Origin of the sequence: Polyangium spumosum (assembly GCF_009649845.1) — a bacterium.
Lineage (GTDB): Bacteria > Myxococcota_A > Polyangia > Polyangiales > Polyangiaceae > Polyangium > Polyangium spumosum.
The window spans coordinates 842087-861953 of sequence record NZ_WJIE01000001.1; the positions used below are offsets into that span (position 1 = coordinate 842087).

Sequence of the window (19867 nt, forward strand, 5' to 3'; positions counted from 1 at the left end):
GTCTTTGGGGGGTCCCCAAACGGGGGTCCGGTCGGCCGGAGTTGTCTTTGGGGGCTCCCCAAACGGAGGTCCGGGCGGCCGGAGTTGTCTTTGGGGGCTCCCCATACGGGGGTCCGGGCGGGCGGACCTCTCTTTGGGCAAGCCCCAAACGTGACTTCAGGTGGCCGGACCTCTCTTTGGGCAAGCCCCAAACGTGACTTCAGGTGGCCGGACCTCTCTTCACCGCCCTCCCCTCGACCTCAGAACAACCCCCGCACCCCGAGCACCGTCCGATCCGGCCGGACGTCGATCATCGGCGTGATCGATTCGAACCCGCGCGGCAGCAACGCGGCCTCTCGCGGCTCGGGCGGCTCGTACTTCGAGAGGAAGGCCGCGTCGATGGCCACCCCGATGAGCGCACCCAGGTAGCTCCCGGCCCAGAGGTACTGGAAATAGATCCCGTCACATTTCTCGAAGACGCAGCCGACCGGCATGGAGAGGCCCATCCCCAGCGCCGCCCCGCCCACGTTCATCCCGAGCACCGCAAAACCCCGCCCGACCCGCCCGTGCTTCCAGTGGACGATGGGCCCACCCAAAACGACGCCCCCGAGCCCGAGCGGCCAGACATAAGGATGCACGCCGAACAACGCCGCAGGAAACGTCCCCACGCCGAGCGACGCGCCCGCAATGGTCAACGTCTGCCAGCCATACCAGACCTCGCGAGGCGCAGGGGATGGGAACACCTTGGCGGCAGGCGGCGCGGTGGGCTCCTCGGCAAGCCCAGCCGCAGGCGCAAGGAGGAGCGCCAGCAGGGCGGAGAGGGAGAGGACGCGGGCTTGCATGTTCGCCTCACGGGCAGGGTCCTCGTGGGCGGTTCAGATGTCAAGCCGCCGACCCGACCCCGCTCCGCGAAATCTTGGCGCGTGGCCCGAGGGACGAGACCTGACGAGAGCTCGTCACGCTGCGGGCTGCTCGCAATGTTCGGGTCGAGCGTGACCGGCGCCGATCGATGCGACACGCGCGGGCTGGCGCCGGCGCCGGCAGCACGGAAGATTACCGAGCACGCCGATGAAGCCGACGCTGTGGGAGACGCTGAAGCGCCTGTTCTCCGCGGATTTCATGCCGCACGGACATTGTTATTTCTGGGAGCCGGGCCTCGTATGGCTCCAGGTGCTCTCGAACCTCGCGATCGGCGCGGCTTACCTCTCGATCTCGCTCACCCTCGCGTACATCGTCCGCCGCATCCGGGACATACCTTTTCAATGGATGTACCTTTGTTTCGGGGTCTTCATCATCACGTGCGGGTTCACCCACTTCATGGACGTCTGGGTGATATGGACGCCCGTCTACTGGCTCGACGGATCCATCCGCGCCGTCACGGCCGTCGCGTCGGTGGGCACGGCCGTGCTGCTCTTTCCGCTCGTGCCGAAGGCCATCGCGCTCGCCGGCGCGGCGCGCCTGGCGCACGAGCGCGGCGTCCGCGTCGAGCAGCTCAACGTCGAGCTCGCGGCCCTCTACGAGAACACGCGCGAGACGCTCGCGGAGACGATCCCGCACCTCGTCTGGACCACGTCCCCGGACGGCACGCCGGACTATTTCAATCGACGGTTCATCGAGTATGCCGGGCCGGAGGTGGACCTCGAGACGGAATGGCACACGATCGTGCATCCCGACGACGTGGAGAGCGTGCTCGCGGGCTGGAGAGAGAGCCTCCGGACGGGTGACGCGTACGGGGTCGACGGCCGGCTGCGGCGCCACGACGGCGTCTACCGCTGGTTCCTCGTTCGCGGGCTGCCGCTCAGGGACAAACACGGCCGCATCGTGAAATGGTTCGGCACGTGCACGGACGTCGAAGAGGAGAGACGCATCGCCGAAGAACGCGAGCGGCTGCTCGCGCGGTCGCAGGAGGCCGTCCGGAGCCGCGACGTCTTCCTCGCCGTCGCCGCCCACGAGCTGAAGACCCCGCTCACCCCGCTGCGCTTCGAGGCCGAGCTGCTGCTCGAGTCGGCCCGGGAGCGGCGCCTCGACCGCTTGACGCCGGAGCGGCTGGAGAAACGCGCCGCCGTCCTCGAGCGGCAAACCCGGCGGCTCGAGGAGCTCGTCAGCGTATTGCTCGACGTCGCCCGCATCGCAGGCGGAAAGTTCGAACTCGCCCTCGCCGACGTGGACCTCGGCGAGGTCGTCCGCGAGGTCGTCCAGCGGCACAAGCAGGCGGCGAGGAGCGAAGGCGCCGAGCTCGAGCTCCACATCGCGGAGGGCGCCGTCGGGCGCTGGGATCGTCTGCGGCTCGATCAGATCGTCACGAATCTTTTCACGAACGCCCTGAAATACGGTCAAGGCAAGCCGATCACGGTGGAGGTGGAGGCGCGCGAGGACGTCGTGATCCTCCGGGTGAAGGACCGGGGGATCGGCATCGCGGAGGCGGATCAGGGGCGCATCTTCGAGCGGTTCGAGCGCGCGGCCTCCGAGCGGCACTATGGCGGCCTCGGCCTCGGGTTATGGCTCAGCCGAGAGCTCGTCACGGCGCTCGGCGGGACCGTCCGCGTGCAGAGCGAGCTCGGCGCAGGCGCGACGTTCACCGTGGAGCTGCCGCGCGCGCCGCGCTCTCCCGCCTGACGACGCAGGGCACCTCAAAACCGTAGAGCGCGAGAGCTCGAGGGGGCTATAGTCTCGTAATGTGCCAGGTTCTCGTCGTGGACGATAACGAGGATATTCGCGAGACGATGCGGGATTTCCTGGAGGAAGAGGGGTACCACGTCGTGACCGCGAAAAACGGAGCGGACGCGCTCTCGCGGCTCGAGCAGCTCGAGGCGGGCAAGCTCCCCTGCCTCATGCTGGTGGATCTCCTGATGCCGGTGATGGACGGCGTCGAGTTGATCCGCCGGCTCCGTGAGAGCGCGCGGTTCGCCCCGGTCCCCGTGATAGCGATCTCGGCCGCCTCGACGGTGGATCCTCCCCCCGGGACACGGCTCTTGCCCAAACCCGTCGGCCCGACGGTGATCCTGGAGGAGGTGCGCAACGCCTGCGGCGCGCCCTGAAAGCGCGATCGAGGCTCATCCGTCGAGGCGTCTCGCGAGCTCCTCCAGGCGAGCCTGGATCTGCCCGCGGGCCGCGCGGAAACGCTCGATCATCTGCTCGCGTGATAACGTCGGGTCGTCACTCGCGGGATCGGGGATGGGCCAGTGGAGCCGCGGGACCTTGCCCAGAAAGACGGGACAAACCTCCTCGGCGCAGAGCGTGATGACGAGATCGACCGACACTGGCTCGATCGTGTCCACCGATTTCGAGGCGTGCGTGGTCAAGTCGATGCCGAGCTCGCGCGTCACTTCGATGGCGAAGGGGTTGACGCGGGACGGGCGGCTGCCGGCGCTCTGGACCCGGACGTGATCACCAAAGAGCTTGCGCGCGAGGCCTTCCGCCATCTGGCTGCGGGCCGAGTTCGCGACGCAGAGAAACAGAATGCTCCTGGGGGTGGACATGGGCGTCATCCGTGGGCCTCCGATTCCGTGGGGGTCTGCGCGCAGGGCGCCGGTACGACATCGACCCCGCCCGGGAAAAACCGCTTGCCCAGCCAGAGCGCGACGTGGACGAGCCCGATCAGGACGGGCACCTCGACGAGCGGACCGATGACGGCCGCGAACGCCGCTCCGCTATGGATCCCGAACGTCGCGATGGCGACCGCGATGGCGAGCTCGAAGTTGTTCGACGACGCGGTGAAAGACAACGTGGCGGCCTGCTTGTAATTCGAGCCGACGCGCTTGCTCAGGAAAAACGAGACGAAGAACATCACGACGAAGTAAATCAGGAGCGGCGCCGCGATCCGGAGCACGTCGAGCGGGAGCTCGACGATGGTCTCGCCCTTCAGGGAGAACATCACCACGATGGTGAAGAGCAACGCGACGAGCGTGATCGGCCCGATGCGCGGGACGAAGCGCTGCTGATACCAGTCGACCCCCCTGGAAGACACGAGCACCCGGCGCGTGAGGAACCCGGCCGCGAACGGGACGCCCAGGTAAATGGCGACGCTCTTCGCGATCTCGAGGATGGTGATGTTCACGACCGCGCCCTCGAGCCCGAGCCAGGAGGGCAGGAGTGTCGCGAAGAAATACGCGTACACCGAGAAAAACAGCACCTGGAAGATCGAGTTGAAGGCGACGAGCCCGGCGCAGTATTCGGTGTCGCCCTTCGCGAGGTCGTTCCAGACGATGACCATCGCGATGCAGCGCGCGAGCCCGATGAGGATGAGCCCCAGCATGTATTCGGGTTTGTCGTGCAGGAAGAGCACGGCGAGGCCGAACATCAAGGCCGGGCCGATGATCCAGTTCTGCACGAGCGAGAGCGCGAGCACGCGATTGTTGCGAAATACCTGCCCGAGCTGCTCGTAGCGGACCTTCGCGAGCGGGGGATACATCATCACGATGAGCCCGATGGCGATCGGGATCGAGGTCGTGCCCACGCTGAGGCGATTCAAGAACGCCGTGAAGCCGGGCGCCGCGTAGCCGAGGGCCACGCCGAGGCCCATGGCGAGGAAGATCCACAACGTCAGGTAACGATCGAGGAACGAGAGCTTGCCGGCGATGCCGGCGTTCGCGGATTGCATGTCGTCAGCTCGTCCTTGCTTCCGTTCGTTCATCGTCGATGATCGATGAAGAAGGCAAAAAAAACTCAGAGCCCACCCACGAGCGCCTTGAGGCGCCGGAGGGCGGCGGGTTCGATGCAGTAACAGACACGCGGCCCGTCGACCTCGCCACGGACGAGCCCGGCTTCCTTCAGGATCTTCAGGTGTTGCGAGACGGTCGACTGCGCGAGCGGCAGCTCGTCCACGATGTCCCCGCAGATACACGAGGTCTTCCGGGCGAGGATGCGGAGGATCTGCACCCGGGCAGGGTGAGCAATGGCCTTGGCCAGCGCCGCCAGCTCCTCATCGGCCTCCCGCCCTTCCACCGGGCGCAGGTCCTGCGCGGTGTTCGGCGCAGGACAGCAGGAGGGCCCGGGGGGTGCGTCACCTTTCATCGTCGAAGGACGATATAACGGCAGGGCGCAGGTCGCGTCAAGCGCCCTCGGCAGGACCGGCGATCGGCCCCTCGCGTGGGCCTCGAAGCAAACGCAGCGAGAGCTCGACATGCACGTCGGCCAGCGCGTCGACGGGGAGCTGCTCGGACGGCTCGTACCAGTATGGAATGCGCACGCCCATCGCAGAGAGCGCCGCCAAGGTCGCCCCCTTGTCGGGGAGGGAAAAATGCCCCAATGCCACCCCTCGCTCGACGACCTGGAGGACGAGCGCCCTGGCCTCTTCACGAATCGCGAGCGCTGGAGCGGCGAGCTCGGCGCTCAACGAATAAATCTCTTCATTGACCACCACCGCCAGGTGCGGATACGTCGCGTGCAAGACGGTGTGGACACGAATGAGCGCGCACAGTTGATCGACCGGATCGGCGCCCGCGTCCAGGAGCGCCGCCCGCAAGGCGGATGCATGCACCTCGTGGCCCACGCGGACGAGCTCCGCGAGGACGTGATCCTTGGAGGGAAAGTGCGCGTAGAGCGCGCTCGGCTGCAGGTTCAGCGCCTTGGCCATGTCGCGGACCGAGGTGCCGTGAAAACCTCTGTTCGCGAAGAGCTGCAGGGCCACCTCCAGGATCCGTCGCCGCGTGCCCTCGGGCACGGAGGACGGCGGGAGGGTCGCCTTTCCAGCCCGCAGACGTGAGGCCCTGAGTGCGCTCATGACGGGATTTTCTGAAGGAACGTTCGTCCAGGCTGGCGTAGCAGGAGTCTCCCAGGTGGGTCAACGGGAACCGTCCGCGGTCCGAGCGCTGGCCCAGGCGAGCGGCGATTGTCTCGCGCGCGGAATCTTGCCGACCTTCCGCCCCTGCTTCTATGCTGCCGCTGTTCTGCTGGATTTTTGCGCGGAGAGCCATGTACGCGACGCTGGTCGAGCACGTTGGGACGGGGAACATGATTCGCCTCGAGCGGCGCCTGTCGGGCGAGCCGTCGCTGCATGGGTACCTCCTGGGCCTCGGCTCCGAGCTCGGGCTCATCCACTGCTTCGATGACTTCGAGCCCGACGGCTACACGCTCTTCCGCGTGGAAGACGTGCTGGCGTACGAGCGCGGCCCCCACGAGGAGCACTGGGACCGCATGCTCACCGGCGAGGGCCTGCTCGGAGGGCTGCGCCTGCCCTTCGAGGTCGACCTGCGCGGCTTCCCCGCCGCGCTGCGCTCGATCCAGATGCACTACGCCGACGTCATCATCGAGTGCGAGGACGAAGGCGACAGCGACGGCGACTTCTACCTCGGCCGGCTGCTCGAGATCGGCGAGGACACGGTGCTCTTGCACTACGTGGACGCGCTCGGGCGCTGGGACGAGGCGCCGACGATGATCCCCGTGCAGCGGATCACGAAGGTGCAGTTCGACACGCCCTACCTGCGGCGCTTCATGCGGTACACGGCGCCGTTCCCGACACACTGAGCCGGCCGTAGAGGTGCGCGTAGAGGCCCGCCGGGCGCTCCCAGCCAGGTGAGAGGCGAAGGACGCGGCGGCGCAAGGAGGCGCCGTCCGGGCCGCCGAGGTGCGCCATGGCGCGGCGGACCGCGAGGACGAGGGCGTCGGCAGCAGGCGCGTCGAAGAGGAAGGCGGTGCCGCGGCCCGGATGGGCCGTTTCGTCGACGAGGGTGTCGGCGAGGCCGCCGGTGCGCCGAGCGACGGGCACGGCGCCGTAACGCTGCGCTTCGAGCTGCACGACGCCACAAGGCTCGAAGCGGGAGGGCATGATCAGGAGGTCGGCCGCGGCGAGCAAGCGGCGGGCGCGTGGATCGGAGACGCGGCCGAGGTAACACGCGTGGGCCGGGTGCGCGGCGGCGGCGGCGGCGAGGGCGCGTTCGAGCGGCGCGTCGCCGGCCCCGGCCACGACGACGGTCGCGCCGGCGCGGCAGAGAGGCGCGATCGACGCGGCGATGAGGTCCGCGCCTTTTTGCGGGACGATCCGGCCGAGTGAGGCGACGAGCGGGCGCGCGTCGTCGACGTCGAGCCCCTCTTCCGCGAGGAAGGCGCGCTTGCAGACCCGCTTGCCTTCGAGATCGTCGGGGCCAAAGGGCGCGGCGAGCGCGGGATCTCGCGCAGGATCCCAGGCGTCGAGGTCGATGCCGTTGAGGATGCCGAGCACGCCGCGGCCCTGCCCTGCCCGCGCGCGCAACACGCCGTCGAGCAGCTCGCCGCAGGCGGGGTCGAGGATCTCGCGGGCGTACGTGGGCGAGACCGTGGTGACGGCGTCGGCGGCGAGGAGGCCGGCCTTGAGCAGGTTCACGCGGCCATGGAACTCGAGGGCGCCCGGGCGGAAGTGCGAGGGGCCGAGGCCGAGGAGCTCCACCGTCTCCGGCGGGAAGACGCCCTGAAAGGCGAGGTTGTGGATCGTGAGCACGCTGCGAGGGCGCGAGGCGCCGGCCTCGCGGAGCAGGTACGGGACGGCCGCGCCGGGCCAGTCGTGCACGTGCACCACGTCGAAGCCCGCGGCCATGGCGGCGGCGGCGCGCGCGAAGAGGGCGAAGCGCCGCGCGTTTTCGTGCTCGCCGTCGCCCTCGCGGCCGTAGACGCCGAGGTGCGCGGGGACGTCGGGGATCACGACGACGCGGGCGCGGAGGCCCGGCGCGAGGGAGAGCTCGTGCTCGAGCGCTACGCCCGGAGGCGCGGGGATCACCACGGTGACGTCGTGGCCGAGGCGCGCGAGGGCGCGGGCGAGCCCGGCGACGCCGTCTGCGATGCCGCCAAAACGAACGAGCGGCGCGAGCTCGGCCGCGACGTGGAGGACCTTCATCCCATCAAGGCGGACAGACGCCGCAGTCCTGCGGGCAGGAGCAAGCGTTCTCGCTGCCGGGTACACATGCGCCGTCGCCGCAGATGCTGGCGCAGAGGCCACAATCGTCGGGGCAGTCGCATCCGGTCTCGTAGGGCGCGCACACGCCGTCGCCGCAGAAGCTCACGGGGCAGTCGCTCGGGCACGTCAGGATCTCGCTGCAGTGACAGGCACCGTCGCCGCACGTGGGGCCGCAGTCCTCGACGCAGCTCGCGCACGTCTCGCCGAAGTCACACGCGCCGTTGCCGCAGCAGTCGCCACAATCGCCCGGGCAAGTCGCGCACGTCTCGTCGTCCGCGCAGGTGCCGTCGCCGCAGCACTTGCCGCAGTCTTCCTCGCAGGTGGAGCAGGTCTCGCCGGAGTCGCACTTGCCGTTGCCGCAGCACTCGCCGCAGTCCTCGACGCAGCTCGCGCACGTCTCGCCGAAGTCGCACTTGTCGTTGCCGCAGCACACGCCGCAGTCCTTCGAGCAGCTCGCGCACGTCTCGCCGAAGTCACACGCGCCGTTGCCGCAACACTTGCCGCAGTCGAGCGAGCAGCTCGAGCACGTCTCGGTGCCTTCGCAGACGCCGTCGCCGCAGTCGCAGCCGCAGTCCTGCGGGCAAGGGCCACACGACTCGCCAGGGACACACGCGCCGTCACCGCAGTTCAACTGCGGAACGCAGGTGGTCTCGCCGCTGCCCGGAGGATCCTCGGTGCAGAGGTATCCCTTCTGGCAATCCTGGCCGATGCACACACACGGCAAGATGAGCGGGATGCGGCCCGTGGTGCCCGCGGCGAAGGTGATGTCGCGCGTCGAGGCGACGCTCCCGCCTCCCTCGACGGCGAACTCGAACGTGGCGAGCGCGTTGTGGCTCGCGCCCGCGGGCGCCGCGAGCAGGATCCGCCGCGGGACAGGCAGCGCCGCGACGCCCTCGATGGGGATGGTCTCGGAGACGTCGAGGTGATCCCCCGTCTCGACGTCGAGCGCGATCGCGCGGAGGTCCGCGGCGCACTCCGGCCCGACGCCCATGACGAGCGTAACGTCGGTGGACGCGAGCGTCACGACGTCGCTCCCGCAATGCAAGCCGCAGACGACGAGGAAAAAAGCGAGCGCCACGAAAGCGACGCCGCGGAGCGCGAGAGGTGCAGGCCGCCGGGACATGGAATCATCGTCGCGCCGATCGCGGCGCGGGCGCAATCCGAACGGGCGTCCTCGTCAAGTCTCGAGCGCGCAGGCGGCCGATAGCGTCGTCACACAACACATGGCCGGGCCGCAGCTCTGGCCAGCGCTCGTGAGGCCTGCGCCGCAGGTGAAGCCACCCGCACATCCACAAGGGACCTCGCCCGCGTCGGGGACGCCCGCGTCACCCGCGCCCGCGTCACCCGCGCCCGCGTCACCCGCGCCCGCGTCACCCGCGCCCGCGTCACCCGCGCCCGCGTCACCCGCGCCCGCGTCCTCTTCGGCGCACGCGCAGACCGCGCCGACGTGAAAGACGAGCCGGCGTGTCTGCGCCTCGCAGAAGTCGGTCTCGATGACCTGCGCGCCGGTGAGGGCCGGCGGGAGCGTGGCCGGGCAAGCGAACTCCTTGCCGAGCGCAGCGGTCTCCTGGCCGCTCAGGGCCGCGAACGCGAGGACCTCGACGGTGATCCGATCGGAGGCAGATTTGCCCGCGCCACGCTCGAGGACGAAGCTCGCAGGGGTGTCGCCGCCGAGGCGGACGCAAAACGTGGCGATGTCGCCCGCCGCGCCCGAGACCACGACACGCGCCGCGGCAGGCTCCGCGGAGGCGCTCTCGGCGGGGACGAGCTCGACGAGGAGGTAACTCGGGTTCGCCGCTGTCTCGGGGCCACACGCGGTGACGAGGCCGCTCGCCGCGAAGGCACCACAGACCGAGACGACGGAGCCCGCGGCGAGCAGGGCCGCCGCCCTGCGACGGGGACGAGGCGCAGGACGCGGGCGCATCAAAACCTCACGACCGCAGGGAAGACACGATCGACGGTGCTCGTCGGAGGCGCAGCCGCGGGCGTCGCGTCGGGGCGCGTGGCCACCACGATGACGGTGACCGCGACGCCACCCGCGACGACGGCGCCGACGGTGCCCCAGAACCAGCCGCGCTTGTAGAAGGGCTTCTCCTTGGGCGCCTCCACGACCGCGGAGCGCGGCGCCGTGAGCACGAGGACGCTGTCCTCCTGCGAGAGCGTCTTCGTGAGGGTGGTCGTGTCGTGGCCCTTGGCGCTGATCACGAAGACGTGCTTGCCCGGGTCGAGCTCGACGCGGCCGTCGCCCGCGAGCTTCACGGGGCTGCCGTCGAGGTTCACGTCGGCGTCCGCGGGGCTCTTCCGGAGCTCGATGCGCACGATCTTCGCCGCGACGTCTTCACGCAGCTTGTCGATCTCCGTCTTGAGCGCGGGCTTGATGGGCGTCTTGTTCGACTCGGCGTCGGCGATCGCGCCGTCGAGGCTGTCGCGCGCCTCGACGTAGCGGCCGAGCGCGCGGAGCGAGGCGGCGATGTTGAAGCGCACGCTGATCGAGGGGACGAGATCGTCGGACTTGCGGAAGACCTCGAGCGCCTCGGCCCACTTGCCCTCGTCGCTGAGCGCGAGGCCCTGGTCGAAGAGGGCGCGCGCCTGGCGCTGCTCGGGCGTGGGTTTGGCCGGGCCCGCGCCGAGCGCGACGGGCGTGACGAAGAGGCAAGCGACGACGGGGGCGATGGCGAGCCATCGCAGCGGCGAACGACGCATCAGTCGTAGCTCCGAACGAGAGGTCCGCCCTTCTTCGTGGAGTACGAAGTCGAGCCAGTCTTGGGGGCCGTCGTGGGGGCCTTGAAGGCGGGCCGGGCAGACGCGGCCGGCGCAGCAGAAGCCGAGGCCGAGGCCGAGGGCGCGGTGAGCGCCGCCGGCACGATCGAGGGAGAGGGCGAGGGCGTCGGCGTGGGGACGGGCGACACGGCGGAAGGCGTCGGCGACGCGGCCGCGGTTTCGGTGTCCGCGTCGCCGCCTCGCGTGCTCAAGAAGACGAGCGCGCCGCCGCCGATCAGCAGCGTGACGAACACGCCGATGAAGACGTACCCCATCGACACCGAGCTGCGCGGAGGCCCGAACGCCTGCGGATCGCCGTGCGCGAAGCCCGGGATCGACGCGCTCGACGTGACGCCGGGGTTGGTGGACGGCGGAGCAAAAGGCACGTAGCTGCTCGGCGCGGGCGTCATGACCTGGAGGCCGGGCGTCGACTGCGCCGAGCCCGGGGTCGGCGTCAGGATTTGCGTGGGCTCGATCGGCGCCGCCGGGAGGCCCACGCGCTGGGAGGCCGGGAGGAACGAGCCCGAGCCCGACGTGCCGAGGCGCGGCGAGGAGCCGATCGCGCTGCGCTCACGCGGCGCGCCGCTCGCCACACGCGCGAGCAGGCCTCTGCGCCACGCGCATCGGTCGGGGAACGTCTCGACGATCCACGCGGCGGCCGCGGCGGCGTCGTGCGGAGCGCCGCGAGCGCGCGCCCAGGCGCGGAGCTCGTTCTCCACGGCGAGGGCCGTCGGATATCGCTCGGCGCGATCCCGCGCCATCGTGCGCATCACGATGGGATCGAGCGAGGCGTGGATCACGTCGCGCAGGCGGCTCGGCGCCTCCACCACGGCGCTCTGCAGCGCCATGATCGTCTCGAGATCGGAGTCCCGCGCGAAGGGCGACTGGCCCGTGCAGAGCTCGTAGAGCATCACGCCGAGGCTGAAGACGTCGACCGTGCGATCCACGACCTCGCCGCGGAACGTCTCGGGGGCCATATACGGGAGCTTGCCCTTCAGCTCGCCGTGCGACGTCTGCACCAGGCGCTGCTTCGCCTTGGCGACGCCGAAGTCGAAGAGCATCGGGTGACCCGCGTCGGAGAGGATCACGTTGGAGGTCGAGACGTCGCGGTGGATGATCTCGAGCGACTCGCCTTCGAGGGTCTTCGCCTCGTGCGCGGCGTGCAGCGCGGACGCGACCTCGGCGCCGATCCACGCGACCATCCAGTCCGGGAACGCGGCGCCGTGGTGCTTCTTGAGGTCGCGCAGCATGCGCTGCAGCGGATCGCCGTTCGCGTAGTCGAGGACGACGAAGTGGTTGCCCGCCTCGTGGCCGACGTCGATCGTCGAGATGATGTTCGGGTGACGGATGGCCGCGGCGACGTTGGCCTCGTCGTGCAGCATGTGGATGAAGGTCTCGTCCTCGGCCAGAAACGGGTGGATCCGCTTCACGGCGACGGGCTTCACGAAGCCGCCGGGCGCGACGAAGCGCGCGATGAAGACCTCGCCCATGCCGCCGGACGCGAGCCGCTCTACGATCTCGTAGCGACCGAGGCGCTCGGGGACGTCCTGGGACTCCGACATGGGACGCCCAAGGTACACCTTTGACGCGCGCGCCACAAACACCCGGCGTTCGCCGCGCGCCGGACGAGCCTGCACCTCGCCTCCCCGGTAACTGGAGTTTCCGGGGCTGACCCGCCGGTCAGTGTTTCGCGTCGACGGCGCCGGGGCCGAGCAACGTGCCGCACATGGTCTTGCAGAGGATGTCTTTCTCCGCGCAGGTGCACTGGCCCTGCTTCTTCAGCTCGAGCTTCTTCTGCATCTCGGCGATGGTGAACCCGGCCCGCTTCTCGACCTTCTCGATGGTCCACTTGTCGCGGACCTGCCACGGCGTGCGAGGATCGGTGGGTTTGCCGTCGGCCTCGGCGCAGCAGCGGAAGCTCAAGAAGTAATAATAAAAGTCCTCGTCGTGCGTGTAGACCTTGGGGCGGCACTGGTTGCGCACGCCCTTGTACCAGGGGCCGCCGGTGTGGACGCTGTCGAAGTGCGCGCGCCGCGAGCCCTTGGGTTGCTCGCTGGCGACGACCTCGTCGGTGTTGGCCGGCATGTCGGCGACGCCGAAATCGCTGATGCAGCTCGGCTGCGAGCCGCTCGGCACGCCCTTCCAGAGGCGCGCGAGCTCGCCGGGATCACGCGCGGCGACCTTCTTCATGTTGGGGCCGTCCCAGAGATGGTCCCCGTTGCACTTGGCCGCGTCGCGGACGTAGCCGTGCGGGAAGGGCTTCATCTCGGGGCCCTCGCACGCGAAGTTCCACTCGGACTCGGTGCACATGCGCTTGCCGACGGAGGCGCATTTGATCTGCGCCTGGTGGAAGCGGTTCATCACCTCCGGCCGCACGCCCTTCTGGTTCGGCCATTCGTAGGTGTCGACGCAGTAACGCTTCTTCACCTTCTTGCCGACGCACTTGCTCCAGGGCTCGAACTCCTCGCAGACCTCTTTCTTGTTCGATTTGTCGAACCACTGCTTCTTGCACTTGTGCTCGACCTCGGTGCAGTACTCGCCCTCGACGAGCTTCATGTCCGGGGGGCACGCCGAAGGCTCGGCGTCGGGCACGGGCACGGGCGCAGGCGTGGCCATGACGCTCGCGGCAGGCGGCGCGTCGGCCGGGGCCGTGTCAGCGGGCGCGGCGGTGGGGACGGCGGCGGCGGGAGGCGGCGGAGGCGGGGGCGGCGGCGGCGGGCCGCCCGTCACGGGCTCGGGGGTGGCGGCACCGCAGGCTGCGAAAAACACGACGGCCGCGACGATCGAAGGGAGAGACGTGACGATCCGCATACACGCCCTCCCATAGTCGAGCGCGGATCACGCGCCAGCCTCATTTCGGCGGCACGGGCGGCTCGTCGTCGGGCTGGATGCAGGCCGAGAGGTCGAAGAGCATGAAGAGCAGCGCCTTCTCCTGCGGCGAGAGCTCCGTCGTCTCGCAGCCGGTCGGGAACGGATCGCCGACGTCGTCGCCCGACGAGACGTGGATGTCGCTGAAGACCACGCGCCCGCACTGGTTCTCCTCGGGCACGGCGATCGGCGTGTTGAAGGTGAGGTACTGGACCGAGGCCGGCGATTCGCCATAAATCCAGCGGCGCGAGATGGCCGGGTTGACGTCGTCGACCGTGTGTTGCCCCTCCTTGATGACGAGCTCTCCGGGGGTGGTCGAGGCGCTGACGTTGACGAGCCAGTCGCGGAGCGCGGCGCCCTTGGGGAAGGTGTCGTCGATCTTCGCGGTGAAGGGGTTCGCGAGGTCGGCCTGGTGGTTGAAGACCGCCGTCTGCGGGAAGGGCTCGGGGCCCTCCTCGAGCCAGTAGTTGTGCCAGTGCGAGGCGAAGATGCGGCCGCCCTGCGAGGCATACTCGAACATGGCCTGACGCGCGGCCTGGGGCTTCTGGCTCGTGTTCTGCGCGGCCTCGCAGGCCATGAGGACGATGTCGTATTTCTTGAGGCTGTCGACGCTGCTCCAGAGGGTCGTCGCGGCCGCGAAGCTCGCGCCGTTGTTGAGCGAGGAGGCATATTTGTTCGAGCCGCCGGGGCCGGCGAAGAGCTGGACGCGGCCGCCGCCGTCCGCAGGCGTGAACTCGGCGTCGTCGATGCCGATCTTGCGCAGGAGGCACTCGAGCGGATCCGCGCCGCCCGTGGTGAGCGCGATATGCGGCAAATCACCCTCGGACTGGTTGCGCGGCAGGCGCGTGACCTGGGGATCGGCGAGCGGGTTGTCGACGCACTCGGTGACGGCCGGCAACACGATCTGCCGGCGCCACTTGCCGACCTGGATCACGAGCGGGATGTCCTTGCCGACGGGGACGTCTTCCAGGACGAACTTGCCCTCGGTGTCCGTGAGCGCACTGACCACCGGGTCACCCGAGAGGACGGAGCCGCATTGATCACAACTCGCGCCCTCGGGGAGCGGCGAGAGGGGCTTGTTCGGGATGTAGACGGTGACGTTGTAGAGCGGGGTCTTGCCGGCGGGATCGTAGACCTTGCCGGACACGGTGGTCTTGGCGCCGCCGGCGCAGCTCACCTGCTGGCACTCGAGGTTCTCGCAGGGCGGCCCGCCGCCCGTGAAGATGTTGCCGCCGACGCCGTCGTTGCCGGTGCCGCCCTGGCCCATGCCGCCCATGCCGCCCTGGGCCGTGCCAGAGCCTCCCGAGCCCGGCGTCCCGCTGCCGCCACCACAAGCGCTCGCCGAGAGCCCGGCGAGGATCAAAAAAGTCGCGCCGATCCCCACGCAAACCGCGTGTTTGCTTCTCATGTCGCTGCCTCTCCCGGCGCCCGCGGCGCCAAGCAAAGAACCCGAGCCAGCGCCGAGCAGGGCGCGCCGATCGCCGCCCGCCCGGCCGTCATCATTGTGCATGATGCCTGGGCCAACGGAACGCGGCATCGCCGTCAAGCGGCTGACGTCGTGTCTCGCGAGACGCCGCCTCGAAGGGGAGGCAGCGTCGGGAGGAACGTAGTGCCCAGGGTCGGAATCGAACCAACCACACGCGGATTTTCAATCCGCTGCTCTACCAACTGAGCTACCTGGGCGTCTTCCGCGTTCGCCCTTTCGAGCGCCGCGGACCGCGTACGTTACGCGGAACGTATCCCAAGTCAAGCGTCGAGTTGGGAGCCCGTCACAACTTTTTCTTCGGCGGGGACGAGCGGCGGGTTTTCCGCGGTGTTTTCCGCGAGGAGCCCGAGCGGCGCGGGGGCCTCGGCCGGAGGCGCTTCGGGGAGCGAGGCCACCTGCGGGGGTTCGGCGTCGTCTTCGACGGGGGCTTCAGGCTCTTCGGGGACCTCGGGGAGCGACGCCGCGACGACGGGCGCGGTCGTCGTCGTCGTTCGAGGCAGGACCTGGTCGACGTGGCGGATGGCCGCCGCGAGCCAGGAGGCGCGGAGGAAGAGGACCGCGACCACGGATGCTTGGTGCACCAAGAATCCGGCGAAGACCTGCGCCTTGCGCTCGACGCCGATACGCGACCCGAGGACGAGCGCGAGGCCGAGGCAAGCAGCGCCGAGCGCAGCGCGCCAGGACCAGCCGACGAGGAGCGAGAGCGGAGCGCGGCGCGCGGCTGCAAAGGCGCTCTTGATGGAGGCGCGCGCGCCGAGCTCGCCACGCACGGCCGCGACACGCGCGAGGTCGTGCAGCACGGAGACGAGCAGGACGAGGACGAGCGCGCCCGCGACGAAGCCGATCCGCACCTGATCGGCGGCGCGTAGATCGATCGTGTTCCGCTTGGCGATCGCGTTGCCGATCGCGATCACCGCTCCGCCGAGGAGGACCTCGACGAGCGCCGCAGCGCCGAGCAAAAGCGAGAAGGTGCCGAGGGGGCGGAGGGCCCAGGCGCCGAGATCACGGGCCGTGACGCGGCCCTTCGCGCCGAGCGCGCCGATGAGCGCGGCGAGCGGCAAGAGGCTCAGGAAGCAGACGAGGACGAAGAGGAGCAAGGAGCTCGACGTCGCGGGCCGGAGGGCCCCGGCGGAGCGACGTAGCGCCTCGAGGAGGAGGAAGCCGCCTTGGTCGAAGAGCACGGCGTCGCCGCGCGGATAGCCCGAGACGGCGCCGCCGAGCGCGACGGCGAAGGGCCAAGCGAGCAAGAGCGCCGCGACGAGGCGGAAGGCGTAGACGAGCAGGATGACCCCTGGGCGCTTGCGCGCGAGAGGCCGTTCTTCGATCGTGCCCGGCGCTTGGTTCATCGTGCTCACGGTGCGAGGAGCCAGAGGAGGAGCTCGGCGCCGAAGATGCCGCGCTCGAGCACACGCGAGCCAGGCCCGCCGCCTCGCTCGCTCTGCGCGTTGTTCAGCAGGTCGTCGTCGAGAAGCACGTGGTGCTCCGGATCGATGACGGCCGCGACGAGGCGACGCTCGCCCTCGTAGTCGATCTCGTGCGTGACGCCCTTGCCGTCCCAGCGCACGCGCTTCGTCGAGCCGTCCTCCATCACGAGGTCGATGTCGACGGGGAACACCAGCGTGCCGCGGCGCCGCACGAGGACACGACCCTTGTAGCCATAGGTGTCGAGCACGGGCGCAGCCGAGGGTTTGTCGGGATCGCCGAAGACGCCGCCGAGCGTCGCCATGCGGCTCGAGCTCACCTCGGCGACCGTGTAATCGACCCAGCCGCGCTCGAAGACCGCGACACGCATGGCGAGCTCGGCGTCGGGGCCGATCGTGTCACGCACGACGCCGAGCAGCTCCTCGGGCCCGGGGTGGCGGAAGCGGTAACGGCGCGTGTAGCGGCCGATCGCCTCGCGGACCTTGTCGGGCCCGTAGACACCGGCGAGCGTGTTCAAGATCGTCGCGGTGCGCGAATAGACGAGCGAGCCGTAGTCGCCGCCGCTCGCGAAGCCCGCGGCAGACTGCGCGACGGCGTCGTTGTGCTCGACCTCCGCGGCGGCGACGCGGTAACCCGCGGGGAGCGCGACGCCGAAGCCACCAGGCAAGCGCACCGCGGAGTGTCCGGGCCAGCGCGCCTCCATGGACTCGCCCTCGGCGTACGTGTTGAGGCCCTCGTCGAGGAACGGATACGCGTGCTCGTTCGTGGCGACGAGCCCGTAGAACCACTGATGCCCGAGCTCGTGGATCGTCACGCCCTCGATGGCGCGCGCGCCGGTCTCGGGCGTCCACCACGCGCCGCCCGTGGTGATCAACGTGGGGTACTCCATGCCGCCGGCCTCGCCCGCGCCGCGGGGCGGGTGCACGATCGTGACCGTGCCATACGGGTACTTGCCGTACGCCGCGCCGAAGTGCTCGAGCCCGAAGCGGACCGCGTCGAGCTCGATCGTCGCGACCCTGTCGAAGCCCGGCGGATAGAGGCAACGAAGCGCGACGCCGTCCGCCGTCGTCGCCGTGACCTCGCGGAAATGATCCCACGCGGTGAAGGCGAAGTCGTGCACGTCCTCCTGCACGAAGCGCCGCTCGACGCGGCCGTCCTTCAGCGTCTCCTTGTCGAGCCTGCCGGTCGCGCCGACGACGAAGTCCTCGGGCGCGTCGATCGTGACGTCGTAGTTGCCGTAGTCCGCGTAGAACTCCGAGAACCGATAAAACGGGAAGTGCGCCCAGCGCCCGTCGGGCTCGATCTTCGCGAGCTTGGGGAACCACTGCGCCACCATGTGGAAGCTGTCGTCGAAGCCGGTGCGCAACGTGACGCTCGGCAGATCCGAGACGAACGCGACGTCGAAGGTGATCGTCTCGCCGGGCTCGACGGCGCGCGGCAAGGGCACGCGGATGTCGGTCTCGTCGTCGGGATCGCCCGGCGTGTGTTTGTCGGCCTTGTCCCAGAGCTCCGTCTCGAGCTCACGCGCGTAGAGCTTGGAGACGCGGATCCAACCGTAGTCGACGAGCGCGCCTCCGCCGCGGAAGCCCCGCGCGCGCTGCCGCATGTAGTTCGTCTTCTCGTTCTTGAAGGCGTTCAGGTAGAGGTGCAGCCAGACCTCGCGTTGCGGGACACGCGAGGCGTTGCGCCAGACGATCGTGCCCTCGCCGCGCACCTGGTGGAGCTTCGGATCGAGCGAGGCGCGCAGCGTGTAGCTGGCGACGGGATCGGCGTGCGCGGCCATGGGCTCGGCGGCGAACGCCGGCCGCGCGCCGCCGCTCGGCGGGACGATCACGTCTGCGAGCTCGACCCCCTGCGCCGGGGCGGGCTCGGCCGGGACGCCGGTGGTCGCCGCGAGCGCCGCTCCGTACGTCGCGCCGAGGCCCGCCACGATCGCGAGGAGCGTCTTGCCCCACGCGAGAGCCGCCGCGTGCGCGCGGCTCATCGTCGCACCCTCGGGAACGCGGCGAGATCGAGCCTCTGCGCCACGAGCAGATCGTGGATGACCCGCAGCACCTCGATCGTCGGCAGGCCCGCGGCGCCGATGATGTCGTCGACGGAGAGCACGCCGTCGATCGACGCGACCACGACGCGCCCGCGCTCGTCGAGGCCGCTCCGCACGAGCTCCTCGACGGAGACGCGGAGGCGCGGCACGAGACCCGTGTCGCCGATACGCGCCATGTACCTCTGCTTCAGCATCTGCCTCGAGCTCTCGGCGTAGCTCAGCGCGCCGATGTTGTCGGGCATGTCGGCGAGGATCGCCTCCGCGAGCGCGAGCGCGGCGCGATGATCGCCGGCCTCGTAGCGCGAGCGCACCTCGTTGAGCCGCTCGCTCACGGGCACGCTCGGCGCAGGGGAGACGCGATCGCCCGACATGAGCGACTCGCTGCTGCGCGAGCCCGTCTCCGAGCCCCGCCGGCGGTGCGAGCCCGGTCGACCCGCCGTGCTGCTCGGCGCCGGCGGCGGAGGTGGAGCGTCGGTCGTGGGCTTCGCGGTCCACGGAGGCGTCACGCGTGGAGCGAAGCGCGGGCGCTCCTCGATCGAGCGAGGGCGCGGCAGCTCCTCGGGCGCGTGCGGACGCGAGCGCACGGGCTCTTCCACCGGACGCGAGCGCGGAGGCTCTTCCACCGGACGCGAGCGCGGAGGCTCTTCCACCGGGCGCGAGCGCGGAGGCTCTTCCACCGGACGCGAGCGCGGAGGCTCGGTCTCCCGTGCGCGCGGCGGCTCGGTCTCGAGGGTGTCTCGCGCGCGGAAGAGCTCCACGCCGAGCTCTTCGAACACGGCCTCCGCCGTGTCGATCGCGCGCGCCGTGAGCGACGACGACGAGTCACGCGCGGTGATGCCTCGGTAGAGCGGCTCGTGCTCCTCCATCAGCCCAGCGGCGACGCCCGGCATCGTGTCCGCGTCGAGCAGCGGCGGCGGCAGCGTGGCGAGATCGTCCTGCCGCAGATCGACCGTGGTGTCGTCCCCACGCGGCGGCTCGGAGTCGTCGCCGCGCGGCGGGACCGTCTTCGCGTCGTGCATCCGCGGCGGGATCGTGTCGTCACCGCGCGGCGGGATCGTCTTCGCGTCGTCGCCGCGCGGCCGCACCGTATCGACGTCGCTCGCCGGCGGCGGGACCGTCTCGGCCGCGGAGGAGGCCCGCTCCTCGGGCTCCTCGGGCTTCATCATCTGCTCGACGAGCTGCTCCATCGGGATGGGCGGCGGCAACGTCTCGCGGTCCTGCATGAACTCCGGCAGCGGCTCGGCCTCGCCGAACGAGACCACGGGCTGCGGCGGACGCACGGTGTCACCGGCGAGGCCGAGGCCACGCGGCACGACAGGCTTGCGCGCGCCGCCGCGATCCGCGGCGCCCTTGCCTTCCGGGTCCGTGGCCTCGTCTCCGGTCTCTTCGTCGGTTCGTTCGGGAGGCTTCTGCGACATCACACCCCGGCAAAGCGCCGCGC

18 protein-coding genes and 1 tRNA gene are annotated in these 19867 nt (G+C 70.0%); 3 read left to right on the forward strand and 16 right to left on the reverse strand.

Annotation, left to right across the window (positions count from 1 at the left end; all coding sequences use genetic code 11):
* Window positions 1–239 precede the first annotated feature (239 nt).
* Window positions 240–821, reverse strand: coding sequence for a hypothetical protein (locus GF068_RS03610; RefSeq protein ID WP_153817856.1), 582 nt, complete (start codon window positions 819–821; stop codon window positions 240–242).
* A gap of 226 nt (window positions 822–1047) precedes the next feature.
* On the opposite strand from GF068_RS03610, the gene GF068_RS03615 reads away from it, so the two are divergent.
* The gene (locus GF068_RS03615; protein ID WP_153817857.1) at window positions 1048–2595 is read left to right on the forward strand and encodes a sensor histidine kinase; all 1548 of its coding nucleotides are present in this window, start codon (window positions 1048–1050) and stop codon (window positions 2593–2595) included.
* Window positions 2596–2654: 59 nt separating this feature from the next.
* Window positions 2655–3017, forward strand: a complete 363-nt coding sequence (locus tag GF068_RS03620) for a response regulator (RefSeq protein WP_153817858.1) — start codon at window positions 2655–2657, stop codon at window positions 3015–3017.
* Between the two features lie 15 nt (window positions 3018–3032).
* On the opposite strand, the gene GF068_RS03625 is transcribed toward GF068_RS03620, so the two are convergent.
* The 4 genes from GF068_RS03625 to GF068_RS03640 all read right to left on the reverse strand — a co-directional run bounded on the left by GF068_RS03625 (window position 3033) and on the right by GF068_RS03640 (window position 5701).
* A complete protein-coding gene (locus GF068_RS03625; RefSeq protein ID WP_153817859.1) occupies window positions 3033–3458 on the reverse strand; it encodes an arsenate reductase ArsC in 426 nt (141 codons plus the stop codon).
* Window positions 3459–3463: 5 nt separating this feature from the next.
* Window positions 3464–4579 carry an ACR3 family arsenite efflux transporter gene (gene arsB, locus GF068_RS03630; protein WP_153817860.1) on the reverse strand — a complete coding sequence of 372 codons (1116 nt, stop codon included), beginning with the start codon at window positions 4577–4579 and terminating at the stop codon, window positions 3464–3466.
* Window positions 4580–4644: 65 nt separating this feature from the next.
* The gene (locus GF068_RS03635; RefSeq protein WP_153817861.1) at window positions 4645–4992 is read right to left on the reverse strand and encodes an ArsR/SmtB family transcription factor; all 348 of its coding nucleotides are present in this window, start codon (window positions 4990–4992) and stop codon (window positions 4645–4647) included.
* 37 nt (window positions 4993–5029) lie between these two features.
* Window positions 5030–5701, reverse strand: coding sequence for a TetR/AcrR family transcriptional regulator (locus tag GF068_RS03640; RefSeq protein WP_153817862.1), 672 nt, complete (start codon window positions 5699–5701; stop codon window positions 5030–5032).
* A 230-nt stretch (window positions 5702–5931) separates the two neighbouring features.
* Between GF068_RS03640 and GF068_RS03645 the strand changes: the two genes are divergently transcribed.
* A complete protein-coding gene (locus tag GF068_RS03645) occupies window positions 5932–6444 on the forward strand; it encodes a hypothetical protein (RefSeq protein ID WP_153817863.1) in 513 nt (170 codons plus the stop codon).
* Here the strand turns inward: GF068_RS03645 and GF068_RS03650 are convergent.
* The 11 genes from GF068_RS03650 to GF068_RS03705 form a co-directional block, all read right to left on the reverse strand.
* On the reverse strand, window positions 6410–7786 hold the full coding sequence (locus GF068_RS03650; protein ID WP_153817864.1) for a glycogen synthase: 1377 nt from the start codon (window positions 7784–7786) through the stop codon (window positions 6410–6412). The genes GF068_RS03645 and GF068_RS03650 overlap by 35 nt on opposite strands.
* Before the next feature lie 4 nt (window positions 7787–7790).
* A complete protein-coding gene (locus GF068_RS03655; RefSeq protein WP_153817865.1) occupies window positions 7791–8969 on the reverse strand; it encodes a VESA1 domain-containing protein in 1179 nt (392 codons plus the stop codon).
* Between the two features lie 54 nt (window positions 8970–9023).
* Window positions 9024–9770 carry a hypothetical protein gene (locus GF068_RS03660; protein WP_153817866.1) on the reverse strand — a complete coding sequence of 249 codons (747 nt, stop codon included), beginning with the start codon at window positions 9768–9770 and terminating at the stop codon, window positions 9024–9026.
* Window positions 9770–10549, reverse strand: a complete 780-nt coding sequence (locus tag GF068_RS03665) for a tetratricopeptide repeat protein (RefSeq protein ID WP_153817867.1) — start codon at window positions 10547–10549, stop codon at window positions 9770–9772. Before GF068_RS03665 ends, GF068_RS03660 begins: the two co-directional genes overlap by 1 nt.
* Window positions 10549–12168, reverse strand: coding sequence for a serine/threonine protein kinase (locus GF068_RS03670; RefSeq protein ID WP_153817868.1), 1620 nt, complete (start codon window positions 12166–12168; stop codon window positions 10549–10551). Before GF068_RS03670 ends, GF068_RS03665 begins: the two co-directional genes overlap by 1 nt.
* A gap of 118 nt (window positions 12169–12286) precedes the next feature.
* Window positions 12287–13417 (reverse strand): SUMF1/EgtB/PvdO family nonheme iron enzyme, encoded by a 1131-nt coding sequence (locus tag GF068_RS03675; RefSeq protein WP_206079388.1) that lies wholly within the window; start codon window positions 13415–13417, stop codon window positions 12287–12289.
* A gap of 40 nt (window positions 13418–13457) precedes the next feature.
* A complete protein-coding gene (locus tag GF068_RS03685; protein ID WP_153817870.1) occupies window positions 13458–14882 on the reverse strand; it encodes a peptidase associated/transthyretin-like domain-containing protein in 1425 nt (474 codons plus the stop codon).
* Between the two features lie 202 nt (window positions 14883–15084).
* Window positions 15085–15157: transfer RNA gene (locus tag GF068_RS03690), tRNA-Phe, on the reverse strand.
* 63 nt (window positions 15158–15220) lie between these two features.
* Entirely contained in the window at window positions 15221–16315 is a 1095-nt protein-coding gene (locus GF068_RS03695; RefSeq protein ID WP_153817871.1) for a hypothetical protein, read from the reverse strand.
* A complete protein-coding gene (locus GF068_RS03700; RefSeq protein ID WP_153817872.1) occupies window positions 16312–18366 on the reverse strand; it encodes a M1 family metallopeptidase in 2055 nt (684 codons plus the stop codon). The genes GF068_RS03695 and GF068_RS03700 overlap by 4 nt, the downstream gene beginning before the upstream one ends.
* Window positions 18363–19844 (reverse strand): hypothetical protein, encoded by a 1482-nt coding sequence (locus GF068_RS03705; RefSeq protein ID WP_153817873.1) that lies wholly within the window; start codon window positions 19842–19844, stop codon window positions 18363–18365. Before GF068_RS03705 ends, GF068_RS03700 begins: the two co-directional genes overlap by 4 nt.
* Window positions 19845–19867 lie beyond the last annotated feature (23 nt).